Annotated in this window: 12 protein-coding genes; 7 read left to right on the top strand and 5 right to left on the bottom strand. The window is 61.3% G+C overall.

The genetic code is table 11. The features are described from left to right. Nucleotides 1-16: 16 nt before the first annotated feature. The 3 genes from D882_RS0120140 to D882_RS0120130 are packed head-to-tail and all read right to left on the bottom strand — an operon-like array spanning nucleotide 17 to nucleotide 1,406. Entirely contained in the window at nucleotides 17-232 is a 216-nt protein-coding gene (locus D882_RS0120140; protein ID WP_027924901.1) for a DUF1289 domain-containing protein, read from the bottom strand. Continuing rightward, on the bottom strand, nucleotides 229-753 hold the full coding sequence (locus D882_RS0120135; RefSeq protein WP_027924900.1) for a gamma carbonic anhydrase family protein: 525 nt from the start codon (nucleotides 751-753) through the stop codon (nucleotides 229-231). Before D882_RS0120135 ends, D882_RS0120140 begins: the two co-directional genes overlap by 4 nt. A gap of 53 nt (nucleotides 754-806) precedes the next feature. Then, nucleotides 807-1,406 (bottom strand): CoA pyrophosphatase, encoded by a 600-nt coding sequence (locus D882_RS0120130; RefSeq protein ID WP_027924899.1) that lies wholly within the window; start codon nucleotides 1,404-1,406, stop codon nucleotides 807-809. Nucleotides 1,407-1,552: 146 nt separating this feature from the next. On the opposite strand from D882_RS0120130, the gene D882_RS0120125 reads away from it, so the two are divergent. The 7 genes from D882_RS0120125 to nagE all read left to right on the top strand — a co-directional run bounded on the left by D882_RS0120125 (nucleotide 1,553) and on the right by nagE (nucleotide 10,270). Then, entirely contained in the window at nucleotides 1,553-2,104 is a 552-nt protein-coding gene (locus tag D882_RS0120125; RefSeq protein ID WP_027924898.1) for an NUDIX hydrolase, read from the top strand. 46 nt (nucleotides 2,105-2,150) lie between these two features. Beyond that, nucleotides 2,151-2,654 carry a murein L,D-transpeptidase family protein gene (locus D882_RS0120120; protein WP_027924897.1) on the top strand — a complete coding sequence of 168 codons (504 nt, stop codon included), beginning with the start codon at nucleotides 2,151-2,153 and terminating at the stop codon, nucleotides 2,652-2,654. Nucleotides 2,655-2,967: 313 nt separating this feature from the next. Then, nucleotides 2,968-3,699 (top strand): GntR family transcriptional regulator, encoded by a 732-nt coding sequence (locus tag D882_RS0120115; RefSeq protein WP_027924896.1) that lies wholly within the window; start codon nucleotides 2,968-2,970, stop codon nucleotides 3,697-3,699. Nucleotides 3,700-3,729: 30 nt separating this feature from the next. Further along, the gene (gene nagA, locus D882_RS0120110; RefSeq protein ID WP_027924895.1) at nucleotides 3,730-4,836 is read left to right on the top strand and encodes an N-acetylglucosamine-6-phosphate deacetylase; all 1,107 of its coding nucleotides are present in this window, start codon (nucleotides 3,730-3,732) and stop codon (nucleotides 4,834-4,836) included. Then, nucleotides 4,817-5,839 carry an SIS domain-containing protein gene (locus D882_RS0120105; RefSeq protein ID WP_027924894.1) on the top strand — a complete coding sequence of 341 codons (1,023 nt, stop codon included), beginning with the start codon at nucleotides 4,817-4,819 and terminating at the stop codon, nucleotides 5,837-5,839. The genes nagA and D882_RS0120105 overlap by 20 nt, the downstream gene beginning before the upstream one ends. Before the next feature lie 152 nt (nucleotides 5,840-5,991). Beyond that, the gene (gene ptsP / locus D882_RS0120100) at nucleotides 5,992-8,508 is read left to right on the top strand and encodes a phosphoenolpyruvate--protein phosphotransferase (RefSeq protein WP_027924893.1); all 2,517 of its coding nucleotides are present in this window, start codon (nucleotides 5,992-5,994) and stop codon (nucleotides 8,506-8,508) included. A gap of 46 nt (nucleotides 8,509-8,554) precedes the next feature. Next, entirely contained in the window at nucleotides 8,555-10,270 is a 1,716-nt protein-coding gene (gene nagE / locus D882_RS0120095; protein WP_027924892.1) for an N-acetylglucosamine-specific PTS transporter subunit IIBC, read from the top strand. A gap of 304 nt (nucleotides 10,271-10,574) precedes the next feature. On the opposite strand, the gene D882_RS0120090 is transcribed toward nagE, so the two are convergent. Further along, a complete protein-coding gene (locus D882_RS0120090) occupies nucleotides 10,575-10,886 on the bottom strand; it encodes a YqfO family protein (RefSeq protein ID WP_027924891.1) in 312 nt (103 codons plus the stop codon). A 5-nt stretch (nucleotides 10,887-10,891) separates the two neighbouring features. After that, nucleotides 10,892-14,788: a phosphoribosylformylglycinamidine synthase gene (purL, locus tag D882_RS0120085; protein ID WP_027924890.1), complete on the bottom strand. Its 3,897-nt coding sequence runs from the start codon at nucleotides 14,786-14,788 to the stop codon at nucleotides 10,892-10,894. Between the last annotated feature and the right edge of the window lie 258 nt (nucleotides 14,789-15,046).

The raw sequence follows: 15,046 nt of genomic DNA, 5'->3' as shown, positions 1-15,046 counted from the left end.
CAGCGGCCGAAGGCTGCTACAGGTCTGGGGTTTTGCCGATCATCCAGAGCAGGCCGCTGGATTTGGCCCGCTCATGACACAACCCCAACACCGCGCGGCGCTCGTCGTTGGTCATTCGGCTCCAGCGGGTGATCTCTTCCACCGTGCGCTGACACCCGGTGCAAATGTCATCGTCGTCCAACGCGCAAATATTCACGCAGGGCGATAGCACCGGCCGTTCTGTGGCGCTCATTCTTCCTGCTCGGCCAGATCGCGGGCGTAGCGCTGCGAGTTATGCACATAGTGGGCGGCGCTGGCCTCGAGCATCTTTTTCTGCGGTTCGGTCAATTCCCGCACCACTTTGCCCGGCGACCCCATGACCAGCGAACCGTCCGGGATTTCCTTGCCTTCGCCGATCAGCGAATTGGCGCCGATGATGCAGTTCTTGCCAATCTTCGCGCCGTTCAAAATGACCGCATTAATACCGATCAAGCTGTAATCGCCCACGGTGCAGCCATGCAGCATGGCGTTGTGGCCGATGGTCACGCCGGTGCCGATGGTCAGCGGGTAGCCCATGTCAGTGTGCATCACGGTGCCGTCCTGGACGTTACTGTTCTTGCCGATCAGGATCAGTTCGTTGTCGCCGCGCAGCACGGCGTTGAACCAGACGTTGGCGCCCTCCTCCAGTTTGACCTTGCCCACCAGCACGGCATTGGGTGCGACCCAGCTCTGCGGATGGGTTTCGACGCGGGCGTCGCCCAGGCGATATTTCATCTTGTTGTCCTCAAGGCCAGGCAGGCTCGGTTCACGCCATACGAACGATGGCTTCAGGTGTTGATAAAACTCTTGGGCGGTTGATGCAGGCTGATTTTGGCGTCATAGAGCAGGTTGATCAACTCGACGATCATAATCGCCGTCAGGCCCCAGATCTTGTATTCGCCATAACGATAACTCGGCACGTACCAGCTACGGCCCTGGTAATCGATGCGGTGGGTGTGTTCGCGTGGATCTTTACGGAAGAATTCGAGCGGCACGCTGAACACCGCGGCGATCTCGGCATCGTTGGCCCGGTACTCGACGAAGTCCGGAATCACGCCGACATAGGGCGTGACCTTGATGCCGTGCAGGGAGATCAGCGGGCTGAGCGGGCCGATGACTTCGACCAGGCCCGGCGGCAGGCCGATTTCTTCTTCGGCTTCACGGAGCGCGGTGAAAATCAGGTCGGGGTCTTCGGGGTCTCGGCGTCCGCCGGGGAAGGCGACTTCGCCGCCATGGGTCGAGAGCCCGCTGGCGCGCAGGGTCAACAACAGTTCCGGTTCATCACTGCGAGTGATGGGCACCAGAACCGCGGCTTCGGGGAAACGTTTATCGGTTTCCAGCGTTGTCGGCGTGTGGTTGCTTACCCGATGAAGTAGCTCGTCCAGCATGAGTGTTCTCGATCTGTGCCTTACCCTGCATCATGCACCAATCGAACCGACCGCCCAACCCCATAAACACGGCATGTCGCTAAACGACAACTTGCCGACAGACACCGCCGCACGCCAAGATAGGCGCAGCATTCAGGAACCCAAGCATGAAATTTTGCAGTCAGTGCGGCAACCCGGTGACCCAGCGCATTCCCGAAGGCGATTCACGCCTGCGGTTTGTCTGTGACAGCTGCGATACGATTCATTACCAGAACCCCAATATCGTCGCCGGCTGTGTCGCGACCTGGGGTTCGAAGGTGTTGCTGTGTCGACGCGCCATCGAGCCACGGCGCGGTTACTGGACCCTGCCGGCCGGTTTCATGGAAAACGGCGAAACCATCGAGCAGGCGGCCATTCGTGAGACGGCCGAAGAAGCCTGCGCCCGGGTACGCAACCTGAGCATCTATACGCTGATCGACGTGCCGCACATCAGTCAGGTGCATGTGTTCTTTCGTGCCGAGCTTGCGGACCTGGACTTTTCAGCCGGCCCCGAGAGCCTGGAAGTGCAGCTTTTCGAAGAAGCCGACATCCCTTGGTCCGACCTGGCTTTCCGCACCGTGGGTCGTACCTTAGAATGCTTCTTCGCTGACCGGCGGACCGAGGATTACCCTGTGCGGTCCGAGTCGATCCCGCCACTTGCTCAGCCTGCCATCACTTAAAACATCTATAACTAAAATAGCCGACACCTCTAGGGATATCGTTTCAATGCGCTGGTTGCTTGCCGTGTTCTGTTTGTCGTTCGTCGCAATGTCGCAGGCTTCCGTAGCGGAAACCCTGGACGGCAAAGCCATCGAAAAAGTCCTGATTCTCAAGTCCGCCCACCAATTGCAATTGATCAATGGCGGCAAGCCGCTCAAGACCTATCGCATTTCCCTGGGCAAACATCCCAAGGGGCCGAAGCTGATGGAGGGCGATAAACGCACGCCAGAAGGCCTCTATTGGGTGGACTGGCGCAAAGTCAGCGACCGCTTCAATCTGGCGATGCACATCTCCTACCCGAACATCAGCGACTCCGCCCGTTCGCGGCGTGAAGGTGTCGATCCCGGTGGCATGATCATGATCCACGGCACCCCGGACACGGAAGATACCCCTGAAGACCTGTTCCACACCCTGGACTGGACCGACGGCTGCATCGCCATGCGCAACATGGACATGCGCGAAGTCTGGAACCTGGTACCGGACGGCACGATGATCGAAATCCGCCCGTAAACTCCGCCCCCCTCGCCACAAACGGCTACCTTCGGTCGCCAGCAAAAAATAATCTCAAAAGATCGCAGCCTGAGACAACGCCTGCCGGGGTGATACCAATTCCCCGCGCAAGCGTCACCACAGACTGCGATCTTTGCGTTCAAAAGCCCCCTCGTTAATACCACTTCAATCCACCCGCCTATAAGTCCGCCTATCAGGGCAGGTTTTTCCACGCCCACAGCCAAGTACTGGCATTGACATGGTATTTAAGTGGTATTAATTTTCAGCCCATTCACGGGCGACAACATTCCAATATCCGCCCCGGACTCCTGCCATGAACGATCTCCAGGCCCTGCGCCCCGACGACACCCAACCCACGCCGTTGTACCTGCAACTGGCGCGCAATCTGGAAGCGGCCATCCATGCCGGCCAGTGGAAAGCCGAACAGGCCATGCCGTCGGAGCGAAGCCTCAGCGAAAGGCTCGGCATCTCCCGCGTCACCGCACGCAAGGCGCTGGAAGTGTTGTTCGAGCAAGGCCTGATCCGCCGCCATCAGGGTTCCGGCACGTTCATTACCCCACGCCTGGAACAACCGCTGTCGCGTCTTTCGGGATTCAGCGAAATGCTCCGGCTCAAGGGCTTCGTTCCGGGGTCGCAATGGCTGGAACGTGAAATCACCCCGCCGACCCACGAAGAACTGATCCGCCTCGGTCTGTCGCCCAACGACAAGGTCGCGCGTCTCAAACGCCTGCGCAAAGCCGACGACACCGTGATGGCGATCGAGATGAGCACCCTGCCCGCCTCGATCATTCCCAAACCGCAGGCCGTGGGCGACTCCCTCTACGAATACCTCGACGGCATCGGCAAACCGGTCGTGCGCGCGCTGCAACACATCCAGGCGATCAACGCCTCGGACGAATTCGCCGCCCTGGTCGGCATCGCCCCTGGCACCGCCATGTTGTTGATGACGCGGGTCGGTTACCTGGAAGACAACACCCCCATCGAAGTCACCGACACCTATTGCCGCAACGATTACTACGACTTTGTCGCAGAGCTTCGTCGATAAAGAACTGCGTCACCAAGACCGAGAACCGAAATGTCCGAAGACAACATCCTCACCGCCCACGGCTGGGTTCGCGGCCGGCTGATTCACCAACACGGCAAGGTCGTGTCGATCGAAGGCCAACCGTGCGATCCGGCAGATAACGACCTGCCTTATCTGCTGCCGGGTTTCATCGACCTGCATGTGCACGGCGGCGGTGGCAAAGACATCATGGAAGGCGCCTCGGCCTTCGAAACCATCACCAAAACCCACGTGCGTTTCGGCACCACGTCGCTACTGGCGACCACCATGACTGCGCCCAGCGCAGAGATTTCCAGCGTGCTCAAAGCGGTCGGCGAGTTCTGCGAGACGCGCCCGAAAGGCAGCGCCCGGGTACTCGGCGTGCACCTCGAAGGCCCGTACATCAACCCTGGCAAACTCGGCGCCCAACCGAATTTCGCCCACACCGCGCTGATGGCCGAAGTCGAAGAATATCTGGCGCTGGCGCCGATCCGCGTGATCACCATCGCCCCGGAAATCGCCGGCCATGACGCCTTGATCCGCGCCCTCAGCGCTCGGGGCGTGCGCATGCAAATCGGCCATACCCTCGGCAGCTACGAGGAAGGCGTCGCAGCGCTGGCGGCGGGTGCGAGCAGTTTCACTCACCTCTACAACGCCATGAGCCCGTTGCATCACCGCGAGCCGGGCATCGTCGGCGCAGCACTGGCCCACGCCAAATACGCCGAGCTGATTCCGGACCTGCTGCATGTGCACCCCGGCGCGATCCGCGTGGCCCTGCGCTCGATCCCGTGCCTGTATTGCGTGACCGACTCCACCGCCGCCGCCGGCATGCCCGACGGTGAATACAAACTCGGCAGCCACACCGTGACCAAATGCCTGGGCGGCGTACGCTTGCCCGACGGCACCCTCGCCGGCAGCACCCTGACCATGGATCAAGCGTTGCGCAATCTGGTGAAGATCGGTCTGCCGATTGCCGAGGCCTCGCAACGCCTTTCGCAATTCCCCGCCGATTACCTCGGCCTTGAAGAACGCGGCCGCCTCACACCGGGCAGCTGGGCCGACTGCGTGCGGCTGGATCGCTCACTCACACTGACCGCCGTCATGGTCGAAGGAGAAGACATTGACTTCAAAAATGCTTGAAGAGGCGCTGTCCTCGTTCGAGGCCGTGCAGGCCCAATTGCAACAGCTCGACCCGCAGATGATCGAGATCGCCGGACGCCTGCGCCGTCAGCCGCCGCAAGTGGCAATGACCGTCGCCCGTGGCAGCTCCGACCATGCCGCCAGTTACTTCGCCTACCTGACCATGCAACTGCTGGGCATTCCGGTGGCGTCGTTGCCGATGTCAGTGGTGACCATGCAGCAAGCGCCGCTGAAGGTCAGCGGCCAGGCGGCGTTTGCCTTCTCGCAGTCCGGGCAGAGTCCTGATCTGGTGAACAGCCTGCGCCTGCTGCGCAAGCGTGGTGCCCTGAGCATTTCCATGGTCAATGCCGAAGGTTCGCCACTGGAAGCAGCCTGTGAATTCAGCCTGCCGCTGTTGGCCGGCACCGAAAGCAGCGTCGCCGCGACCAAGAGTTTTATCGCCACGCTCAGCGCCAGCGCTCGTCTGATCGCGCACTGGAAAGAAGATGTAGAAATGCTCGAAGCCGGCAACGCCCTGCCGGAAGGTCTGCGTGACGCCGCGCAACAGGATTGGAGCATGGCCATCGACGCCCTGCGCGATTGCCAACGCTTGATGGTGATCGGTCGCGGCGCCGGTTTCGCCATCGCCCAGGAGGCGGCGCTGAAATTCAAGGAGACCTCGGCGATTCAGGCGGAGGCGTTCAGCAGCGCCGAAGTCCGCCACGGCCCGATGGCCTTGATCGATGAACACTATCCATTGCTGATCTTCGCCCCACGCGGTGCCGAACAGGCCGGTTTGCTGAGCCTCGCCGCCGACATGCGCCAACGCGGCGCCTGTGTATTGCTGGCCGCGCCTGATGACATCGCCGAACGCGACCTCACCCTGACCCGCGCCGAACACCCGGCCCTTGATCCGATCCTGGCGATCCAGAGTTTCTACGTGATGGCTGCCGGTTTGGCCGTCGCTCGTGGCATGGACCCGGACCAACCGCGTCATTTGAGCAAAGTCACGCGTACCCATTGATCGAACGGCAACGAATAACCCCGTAGCCGCTGTCGAGCGCAACGAGGCTGCGGTCTTTTGATCCTGCTTTGAACTGATCGCAGCCTCGTTGCACTCGACAGCGGCTACAGGGCGAGATGATCCGAACTGTTGTTTTTTAATGAGACCGAGCCATGCAGAACAACAATAAAGAGCTGACCCTCAGCGCCCCGCTCAGCGGCCCGGTGCTCACGCTCGCCAAGGTCCCGGACCCGGTGTTCGCCAGCGGCGCCATGGGCGACGGGATCGCCATCGATCCACTGAACGACACCCTTCATGCCCCTTGCGCTGGCCTCGTTGTGCACGTGGCCCGAACCGGTCATGCGATCACCTTGCGCGCCGACAACGGCGCCGAACTGCTGCTGCACCTGGGCCTCGACACCGTCGAGTTGCAGGGCGAAGGCTTCTCGATGCTGGTCAAGGAAGGCGCGCGGGTCAGCAATGGCCAGCCGCTGTTACGCTATGACCTGGACAAGGTTGCGCAGCAGTGCAAAAGCCTGGTCAGCCTGATGATCCTGACCAACAGCGGGGATTTTCAAGCACGGCCGATCACTCTGAAATCGGTCAAGGTCGGCGAGCCTTTGCTGCACATCATTCGCCGGCAGGCTTGCGGAGCCCAGGTCGAAACCGACGCCTCAGGCATCGAAGTTAACGGGCATGTTCAGGTCGCCTTTCGCGGAGGATTACATGCGCGTCCTGCGGCGCTGATTCGCCAGACCGCGCAAGGTTTCAAGAGCAAATCGCAGCTGCATTTCGGTGGTAAATCGGCGACCTGTGACAGCCTGATCGGGCTGATGGCGCTGGCGGTCGGCGAGCAGGATGAAGTGCAAGTCAGTTGCCGGGGCGTGGACGCCGAAGCGGCGCTGCAATCTTTGTTGACCGCGCTGTCCACCGCCCTGGCCGAAGACAGCCACGCTGCCGCGCCAACGCCGATTGCCCAACGCAATCGTCCGGCCGAAGCCGGTGTGCTGCACGGTGTTTGTGCCGCGCCAGGTCTGGTGGGTGGGCCACTGTTTCGATTGCACGCCATCAGCCTGCCGGTTGACGCCGGCGGTCATGATTCCGAGCAGCAACAAGATGCGCTCGATACCGCGCTGATCCTCGTGCGCAGCGAAATCGAGCACACCCTGGCCCAGGCCAAAAAGCACAAGAACACCGACGAAGAAGCGATTTTTGCGGCACACCTGGCGCTGCTTGAAGATCCGGCACTGCTGGACGCGGCGAATACCGCCATCGTCCAAGGCGCCGCCGCGACCCACGCCTGGAGCCAGTCAATCGACGCCCAGTGCGAAGTCCTGCAACAACTCGGCAGCCCGTTGCTGGCCGAGCGAGCCAATGATTTGCGCGACCTCAAACAACGCGTGTTGCGCGCCTTGCTCGGCGAAGCCTGGCAGTACGACGTGCCGGCGGGCGCCATTGTCGCGGCGCACGAACTGACCCCATCCGACTTGTTGCAACTCAGCCAGCAAGGCGTCGCCGGGTTGTGCATGGCCGAGGGCGGCGCGACCTCCCACGTGGCGATTCTTGCGCGTGGCAAAGGCTTGCCTTGCATGGTGGCACTGGGCTCGACGCTGCTGAATCTTGAGCAAGGTCAATCGGTGGTGCTGGACGCTGACGGTGCTCGTCTCGAACTGGCACCGACAGCCGAACGCCTGGCCGACGTGCGTCAGGCGCAACTCGATCATCAGCAGCGCCGCGCTTTTCAACAGTCTCAGGCGCACACCCGTGCACTGACGCTCGATGGACTGCACATTGAGGTGGCCGCCAACGTCGCGTCCAGCACAGAAGCGGCCGACGCGCTGGCCAATGGCGCCGATGGCGTCGGCCTGCTGCGCACCGAGTTTCTGTTCGTGGATCGCAACACCGCGCCGGATGAACAGGAACAGCGCCTCGCCTATCAGGCCGTGCTCGATGCGATGGGCGACAAATCGGTGATCATCCGCACCATCGACGTCGGCGGCGACAAGCAACTCGATTACCTGCCCCTGCCGGTCGAGGCCAATCCGGTGCTTGGCCTGCGCGGCATTCGCCTGGCTCAAGTGCGCCCGGAATTGCTCGATCAGCAGCTGCGCGCACTGCTGCATGTTCACCCGATATCGCGCTGCCGGATCCTGCTGCCAATGGTCACCGAGGTCGACGAGCTGCTGCACATTCGCAAGCGCCTTGAGGCGTTGTGTTCTGAACTCGGCGTGAGTGAAGGCCCGGAGCTTGGGGTGATGATCGAAGTCCCGGCCGCCGCATTAATGGCCGAGCACTTGGCCGAACATGCAGATTTCCTGTCCATCGGCACCAACGACTTATCGCAATACACCCTGGCCATGGACCGCGACCACGCGGGCCTCGCTTCACGCGTCGACGCCATGCACCCGGCGCTGCTGCGCTTGATCGCACAGACCTGCGCGGGCGCGGCGGTGCATAACCGTTGGGTTGGCGTCTGCGGTGCACTCGCGTCCGACCCGCTGGCGACGCCGGTGTTGATTGGCTTGGGGGTCAGCGAGTTGTCGGTGAGCCCGGTGCAAATCGGCGAAATCAAAGACCGCGTGCGCCACCTCGACGCCGCCGAATGCCGACGCATCAGCCACGACCTGCTCAAACTGAGCAGCGCTGCGGCCGTGCGTCACACCTGCCACCAGCAATGGCCTCTGAGCTGAACAACAACTACAACTCTCAAATAAAAAGAGCACAGGGAGAACCGCCATGTACCAACACTTCATCGAAGGCCTGCAGCGCCTCGGGCGCGCATTGATGCTGCCGATCGCGATCCTGCCGATTGCCGGGTTATTACTTCGCTTGGGCGATACCGATTTGCTGAACATCGCGATCATCCACGACGCCGGCCAAGTGATCTTCGCCAACCTGGCGATGATCTTCGCCATCGGCATCGCGGTCGGTTTCGCCAAGGACAACAACGGCACCGCAGGCCTGGCCGGGGTGATTGGTTACCTGGTGATGATCTCCACCCTCAAGGTGCTGGATGCGAACATCAACATGGGCATGCTCGCCGGGATCGTCAGCGGCTTGATGGCCGGTGCTCTGTACAACCGCTTCAAGGACATCAAGCTGCCGGAGTATCTGGCGTTCTTCGGCGGCCGGCGCTTTGTGCCGATCGTCACCGGGTTTGCCGCCGTCGGCCTGGGCGTGATCTTCGGGTTGATCTGGCCACCGATCCAGCAAGGCATCAACAGCTTCGGCGCACTGATGATGGAGAGCGGCAGCTTCGGTGCTTTCGTCTTCGGCGTGTTCAACCGCCTGCTGATCGTCACCGGCCTGCACCACATCCTCAACAACATGGCGTGGTTCGTCTTCGGCAACTTCACCGACCCGACCACGGGCGCCATGGTCACCGGCGACCTGTCACGCTACTTCGCCGGCGACCCGAAGGGCGGCCAGTTCATGACCGGCATGTTCCCGATGATGATCTTCGGCCTGCCCGCCGCCTGCCTGGCGATGTACCGCAACGCCCTGCCGGAGCGGCGCAAGGTCATGGGCGGGATTTTCCTGTCGATGGCCCTCACCTCGTTTCTGACCGGCGTGACCGAACCGATCGAATTTGCCTTCATGTTCCTCGCGCCATTCCTGTATTTACTGCATGCGCTGTTGACGGGGTTGTCGATGGCAATCACCAACGCGCTGAACATTCACCTCGGGTTCACCTTCTCCGGTGGGTTCATCGACATGATTCTCGGCTGGGGGAAATCCACCAATGGTTGGTTGGTGGTTCCTGTAGGGCTGGCTTATGCGGTGATCTACTACGTGGTGTTTGATTTTTGTATTCGCCGTTTCAATCTCAAAACGCCGGGGCGTGAAGAAGTGCCGACGGGCGACAAGGTGGTGGTCGCCGAGAACGAACGGGCCGGGGCTTACATCAAGGCGCTGGGCGGCGCGCAGAATTTGATCACGGTGGGCGCCTGCACGACACGGTTGCGACTGGACATGGTGGATCGCAACAAAGCCAACGATGCCGAGTTGAAAGCGCTGGGGGCGATGGCGGTGGTGCGTCCGGGGAAAGGCGGAAGTTTGCAGGTGGTGGTTGGGCCAATGGCGGACAGCATTGCGGATGAAATTCGCTTGGCGATGCCGGCGTTGGGGCGAGCGATTGTGTCTTCACCGGCTGCGGTAATCGATGCTCCGAAGCCTGCTGCTGTGGCGACTTCAGAGGCGCAGCAATGGCTGAATGCCTTGGGCGGAGGCGAGAATGTGCTGCAGATGGACTGCATTGCCATGACCCGGATTCGGTTGCAACTGGCCGATGGCAAGGCGTTGTCGGAATGTGATTTGAAGGCGCTGGGGTGTCAGGGGGTTAGCCAACTTGAGGGCGGCGTTTGGCATCTGCTGATCGGCGACAAGGCATCGAGTTTGGGTGATGCGCTGGAGGTGTTGGTGAATCGTAGTGAGGTGAGTGCCAAGGTTTAGATCGTTGGTACCTGATAGTCAGTCTTCGCGAGCAGGCTCGCTCCCACATTTTTGATTGGGCACATCTGGTAGAGATAGGTCGGCTATCAGGCCGCCATCGCTGGCAAGCCAGCTCCCACAGTTGGATTGGGTGTATCTGGTGGAGATTGGTCGGCTGACAGGCCGCCATCGCTGGCAAGCCAGCTCCACAGTTGGATTGGGTGCATCTGGTAGGGATCGGTCGGCTATCAGGCCGCCATCGCAGCCAACAAAAAACCCGCTGAACGCAAATTCAGCGGGTTTCTCATTTCAGCAGCCAGGAAGATCAGAAATCCTCCAACCGCCACACCTCATAAGCCGGCGTCTCATAGGGATGGCTCTCTTTCAAAGCCACCAACACCGCGCGAATCAACTCATCGCTGACCACAAGCTCAACCTTCCATTCCTCAACCTGCTCGACCTGCCCCGCTTCGCCAATGAACGGCTGACTGCCATCCAACGGGCGAAACTGGCCTAGGCCGAGCACCTGCCACGCGCAATGATCATAAGCGCCGATCCGTCCGCCACCGGCGGCGAATACGGCACTCTTGACCTGCTCCACATGACTGGCCGGAACAAAAAAGCTCAGCTTGTACACGACGCTTAGTTCACCCACACGCGAGCGTTACGGAACATACGCATCCAAGGTGCGTCCTCGTTCCAGTCTTCTGAACGCCACGAGTTCTGCACAGCGCGGAACACGCGTTCCGGGTGCGGCATCATGATCGTTACGCGACCGTCGCGGCTGGTCAAACCGGTGATCCCGCGCGGCGAGCCGTTCGGGTTGGCCGGATATTTTTCGGTGACCTTGCCGTGGTTGTCGACGAAACGCATCGCCACGCAACCCGACAGATCCGCTTCCAGCAACGCTTCTTCGCTGGCGAACTCGGCATGGCCTTCACCGTGAGCGATAGCGATTGGCATGCGCGAACCGGCCATACCCTGCAGGAAGATCGAGTTCGACTCCTGGACCTGAACCATCGCCACGCGCGCTTCGAACTGCTCGGAGCGGTTACGTACGAAGTGCGGCCAGAATTCGCTGCCCGGGATCAGCTCGTGCAGGTTGGACATCATCTGGCAACCGTTGCACACGCCGAGGGTGAAGCTGTCGGTACGTTCGAAGAAACCCTGGAACGCATCGCGAGCACGGCTGTTGAACAGTGCGGACTTGGCCCAGCCTTCGCCGGCACCGAGGACGTCACCGTAGGAGAAACCGCCGCAAGCGACCATACCTTTGAAGTCGTTCAGGTCGACACGGCCGGCCAGAATGTCGCTCATGTGCACGTCGATCGCGTTGAAACCGGCGCGGTCGAACGCGGCCGCCATTTCCACCTGACCGTTGACGCCCTGCTCACGCAGTACGGCAACCTGTGGGCGAATGCCTTTCTTGATGTAAGGCGCGGCGACGTCCTGGTTGACGTCGTAGCTGAGCTTGACGCTCAGGCCCGGGTTGTCTTCTTCCAGCAGCACGTCGAACTCTTGCTCGGCGCAGTCGGCGTTGTCACGCAGACGCTGGATCTGGTAGCTGGTTTCGGCCCACTGACGTTGCAGCAGACGACGCTGACCTTCGAACACGGTTTCGCCGTTGAAGGTGATGTTGATCTGGCCGTTGTTCATCGGCTGACCGATCACCGACACGCAGTCGCCCAGGCCGGCCGCGCTGAACTGCGCAAGGATGTCCGGGGTCGCGTCCTGACGAACCTGGATCACAGCACCCAGTTCTTCGTTGAACAGGATCGCGGCGATGTCGGCGGAAGTTTCTGCCAGGCCATCGAGGTTCAGGCTCAGACCGCAGTGACCGGCGAAGGCCATTTCCACCACACTGGTCAGCAGACCACCGTCGGAACGGTCGTGGTACGCCAGCAGGTGACCGTCGGCATTCAGGCCTTGGATCACCGCGAAGAAGGCCTTGAGGTCTTCGGAATCATCGACGTCCGGCGCTTGCGAGCCGAGCTTGCCGTGCACCTGGGCCAGGATCGAGGCGCCCATGCGGTTCTGGCCACGGCCCAGATCGATCAGGATCAGGTCGGTGGTGCCCTTGTTCATGCGCAGTTCCGGGGTCAGGGTCTGACGGATGTCAGCCACTGGCGCGAAACCGGTCACGATCAGAGACATTGGCGAAGTGACCGTCTTGTCGACGCCTTCGTCGCTCCAGCGCGTGGCCATGGACATGGAGTCCTTGCCCACCGGGATGGTGATACCCAGCTCAGGGCACAGTTCCATACCGACCGCTTTCACGGTGTCGTACAGACGCGCGTCTTCACCCGGGTGACCGGCAGCGGACATCCAGTTCGCCGACAGTTTGATGTCAGAGATCTTGTTGATGCGCGAAGCGGCAATGTTGGTCAGGGTTTCGCCGATGGCCATGCGGCCCGACGCCGGAGCGTCCAGCAGTGCCAGCGGAGTACGCTCGCCCATGGCCATGGCTTCACCGGTGTAGACGTCGAAGCTGGTGGCGGTGACGGCAACGTCGGCCACCGGAACCTGCCACGGGCCGACCATTTGGTCACGGGCCACGAGGCCGGTGATGGTGCGGTCGCCGATGGTAATCAGGAAGCTTTTGCTCGCCACGGCCGGGTGATGCAGAACGCGCTCTACGCAGTCTGCAATCTCGAGCGTCGACGGATCGAAGTCGTCGCCCAGTTCGTTTTCACGAACGGCCGAACGGTGCATGCGCGGGGCTTTGCCCAGCAGCACTTCGAGTGGCATGTCCACCGGACTGTTGCCGAAGTGGCTGTCGGTGACGGTCAGTTGCGGCTCGGCAGTGGCTTCGCCAACCACGGCGAACGGGCAACGCTCACGTTCACAGATCGCCTGGAAGCGTTCGAAGTCGGCCGGGCCGACCGCCAACACGTAGCGTTCCTGGGATTCGTTACTCCAGATTTCGTGCGGGGCCATGCCCGGCTCGTCGTTTGGAATGTTGCGCAGTTCGAAACGGCCACCACGGTTGCCGTCGTTGACCAGTTCCGGGAAGGCGTTGGACAGACCGCCCGCACCCACGTCGTGGATGAAGCTGATCGGGTTTTTGTCACCCAACTGCCAGCAACGGTCGATGACTTCCTGGCAGCGACGTTCCATCTCAGGGTTTTCACGCTGTACGGAAGCGAAGTCCAGGTCAGCCGAGCTGGTGCCGGTGGCCATGGAGGAAGCCGCGCCGCCGCCCAGACCGATCAACATCGCCGGGCCGCCGAGCACGATCAGCTTGGAGCCAACAGTGATCTCGCCTTTCTGTACGTGTTCGGCACGGATGTTACCCATGCCGCCGGCCAGCATGATCGGCTTGTGGTAACCACGAACTTCGTCGCCACGCGGGGTGGTGATCGACTGTTCGAAGGTACGGAAATAACCGGTCAGGGCCGGACGACCGAATTCGTTGTTGAACGCGGCGCCACCCAGTGGGCCTTCGATCATGATGTCCAGCGCGGTGACGATGCGCTCAGGCTTGCCGTATGGCACTTCCCACGGCTGTTCGAAGCCCGGGATTTGCAGGTTGGACACGGTGAAGCCGGTCAGGCCAGCCTTCGGCTTGGCGCCACGACCGGTCGCGCCTTCGTCACGAATCTCACCGCCACTGCCGGTGGATGCGCCCGGGAACGGGGCAATCGCAGTCGGGTGGTTGTGGGTTTCGACTTTCATCAGGATGTGCACCGGTTCCTGCACCGCGCCGTACTGGCGGGTTTCAGGGTCCGGGAAGAAACGGCCGGCGACGTTGCCGACGATCACTGAGGCGTTGTCCTTATAAGCCGACAGAACGCCTTCGCTGTGCATCACGTAGGTGTTCTTGATCATGCCGAACAGGCTTTTTTCCTGGCTCTGACCGTCGATGTCCCAACTGGCGTTGAAGATCTTGTGACGGCAGTGCTCAGAGTTCGCCTGGGCGAACATCATCAGTTCGATGTCATGCGGGTTGCGCTTCAAGCCGACGAAGGCATTGACCAGGTAGTCGATTTCGTCTTCGGCCAAGGCCAGGCCCAGCTCGGTGTTGGCTTTTTCCAGCGCGGCGCGACCGCCACCCAGCACGTCGATCGCAGTCAGCGGCTTCGGTTCGGCGTGGCTGAACAGGCCGGCGGCCTGTTCGAGGTTGGCCAGAACGATTTGCGTCATGCGGTCGTGCAGACCGTCCGCAATCAGTTGCGCGTCGGCGTCGCTGAACTGACCGGCTACATAGAACGCGATGCCGCGTTCCAGGCGCTGGATCTTGCTCAGGCCGCAGTTGCGAGCGATGTCGCTGGCTTTACTGGACCACGGCGAGATGGTGCCGAACCGGGGCAACACCAGGAACAGACGACCGGTCGGCTCTTGTACCGGAACACTTGGGCCGTACTTCAGAAGGCGCGCGAGCACCTGCTGTTCGTCGCCGGTCAGGACGCCGGTCACTTCGGCGAAGTGAGCGAATTCAGCATACAAGCCACTGACAGCCGGAACTTTCTGGCTCAGTTGCTCAAGGAGTTTGCTGTGGCGAAAGGCAGAAAGGGCAGGAGCGCCGCGCAGGATCAACATCTTCGGGACAGCCTCGGGAGGGGTGTGCTTTGAGGCCGTGCATTCTAGCCTAAACCGCCCGCGACATCACCCGAAACGGTACAGGCGGCTGCACCCAAGTGTCGGACCGGGGATCCAGGCCTGAGAATGGCGCTCAAAAAGGGTTATTTTTTCTGTCACAAAATGCGGTTCGGGCCCATTCCTGCGGGCTCCGGAGCGGTTTTCAATTGCCTAGCAGACAAGCCCTCCTCTGTCGAGATATGGCGGCCGTGGTCCTTT

Origin of the sequence: Pseudomonas sp. URMO17WK12:I12, assembly GCF_000514395.1 — a bacterium.
Lineage (GTDB): Bacteria > Pseudomonadota > Gammaproteobacteria > Pseudomonadales > Pseudomonadaceae > Aquipseudomonas > Aquipseudomonas mucoides.
This window is presented reverse-complemented; position numbering and strand designations above follow the sequence as displayed.

Excerpts from the sequence above, each read along its gene's own strand:
- D882_RS0120140 (WP_027924901.1), bottom strand. The coding sequence starts at position 232 with ATGAGCGCCACAGAACGGCCGGTGCTATCGCCCTGCGTGAATATTTGC.
- D882_RS0120135 (WP_027924900.1), bottom strand. The coding sequence starts at position 753 with ATGAAATATCGCCTGGGCGACGCCCGCGTCGAAACCCATCCGCAGAGC.
- D882_RS0120130 (WP_027924899.1), bottom strand. The coding sequence starts at position 1,406 with ATGCTGGACGAGCTACTTCATCGGGTAAGCAACCACACGCCGACAACG.
- D882_RS0120125 (WP_027924898.1), top strand. The coding sequence starts at position 1,553 with ATGAAATTTTGCAGTCAGTGCGGCAACCCGGTGACCCAGCGCATTCCC.
- D882_RS0120120 (WP_027924897.1), top strand. The coding sequence starts at position 2,151 with ATGCGCTGGTTGCTTGCCGTGTTCTGTTTGTCGTTCGTCGCAATGTCG.
- D882_RS0120115 (WP_027924896.1), top strand. The coding sequence starts at position 2,968 with ATGAACGATCTCCAGGCCCTGCGCCCCGACGACACCCAACCCACGCCG.
- nagA (WP_027924895.1), top strand. The coding sequence starts at position 3,730 with ATGTCCGAAGACAACATCCTCACCGCCCACGGCTGGGTTCGCGGCCGG.
- ptsP (WP_027924893.1), top strand. The coding sequence starts at position 5,992 with ATGCAGAACAACAATAAAGAGCTGACCCTCAGCGCCCCGCTCAGCGGC.
- nagE (WP_027924892.1), top strand. The coding sequence starts at position 8,555 with ATGTACCAACACTTCATCGAAGGCCTGCAGCGCCTCGGGCGCGCATTG.
- purL (WP_027924890.1), bottom strand. The coding sequence starts at position 14,788 with ATGTTGATCCTGCGCGGCGCTCCTGCCCTTTCTGCCTTTCGCCACAGC.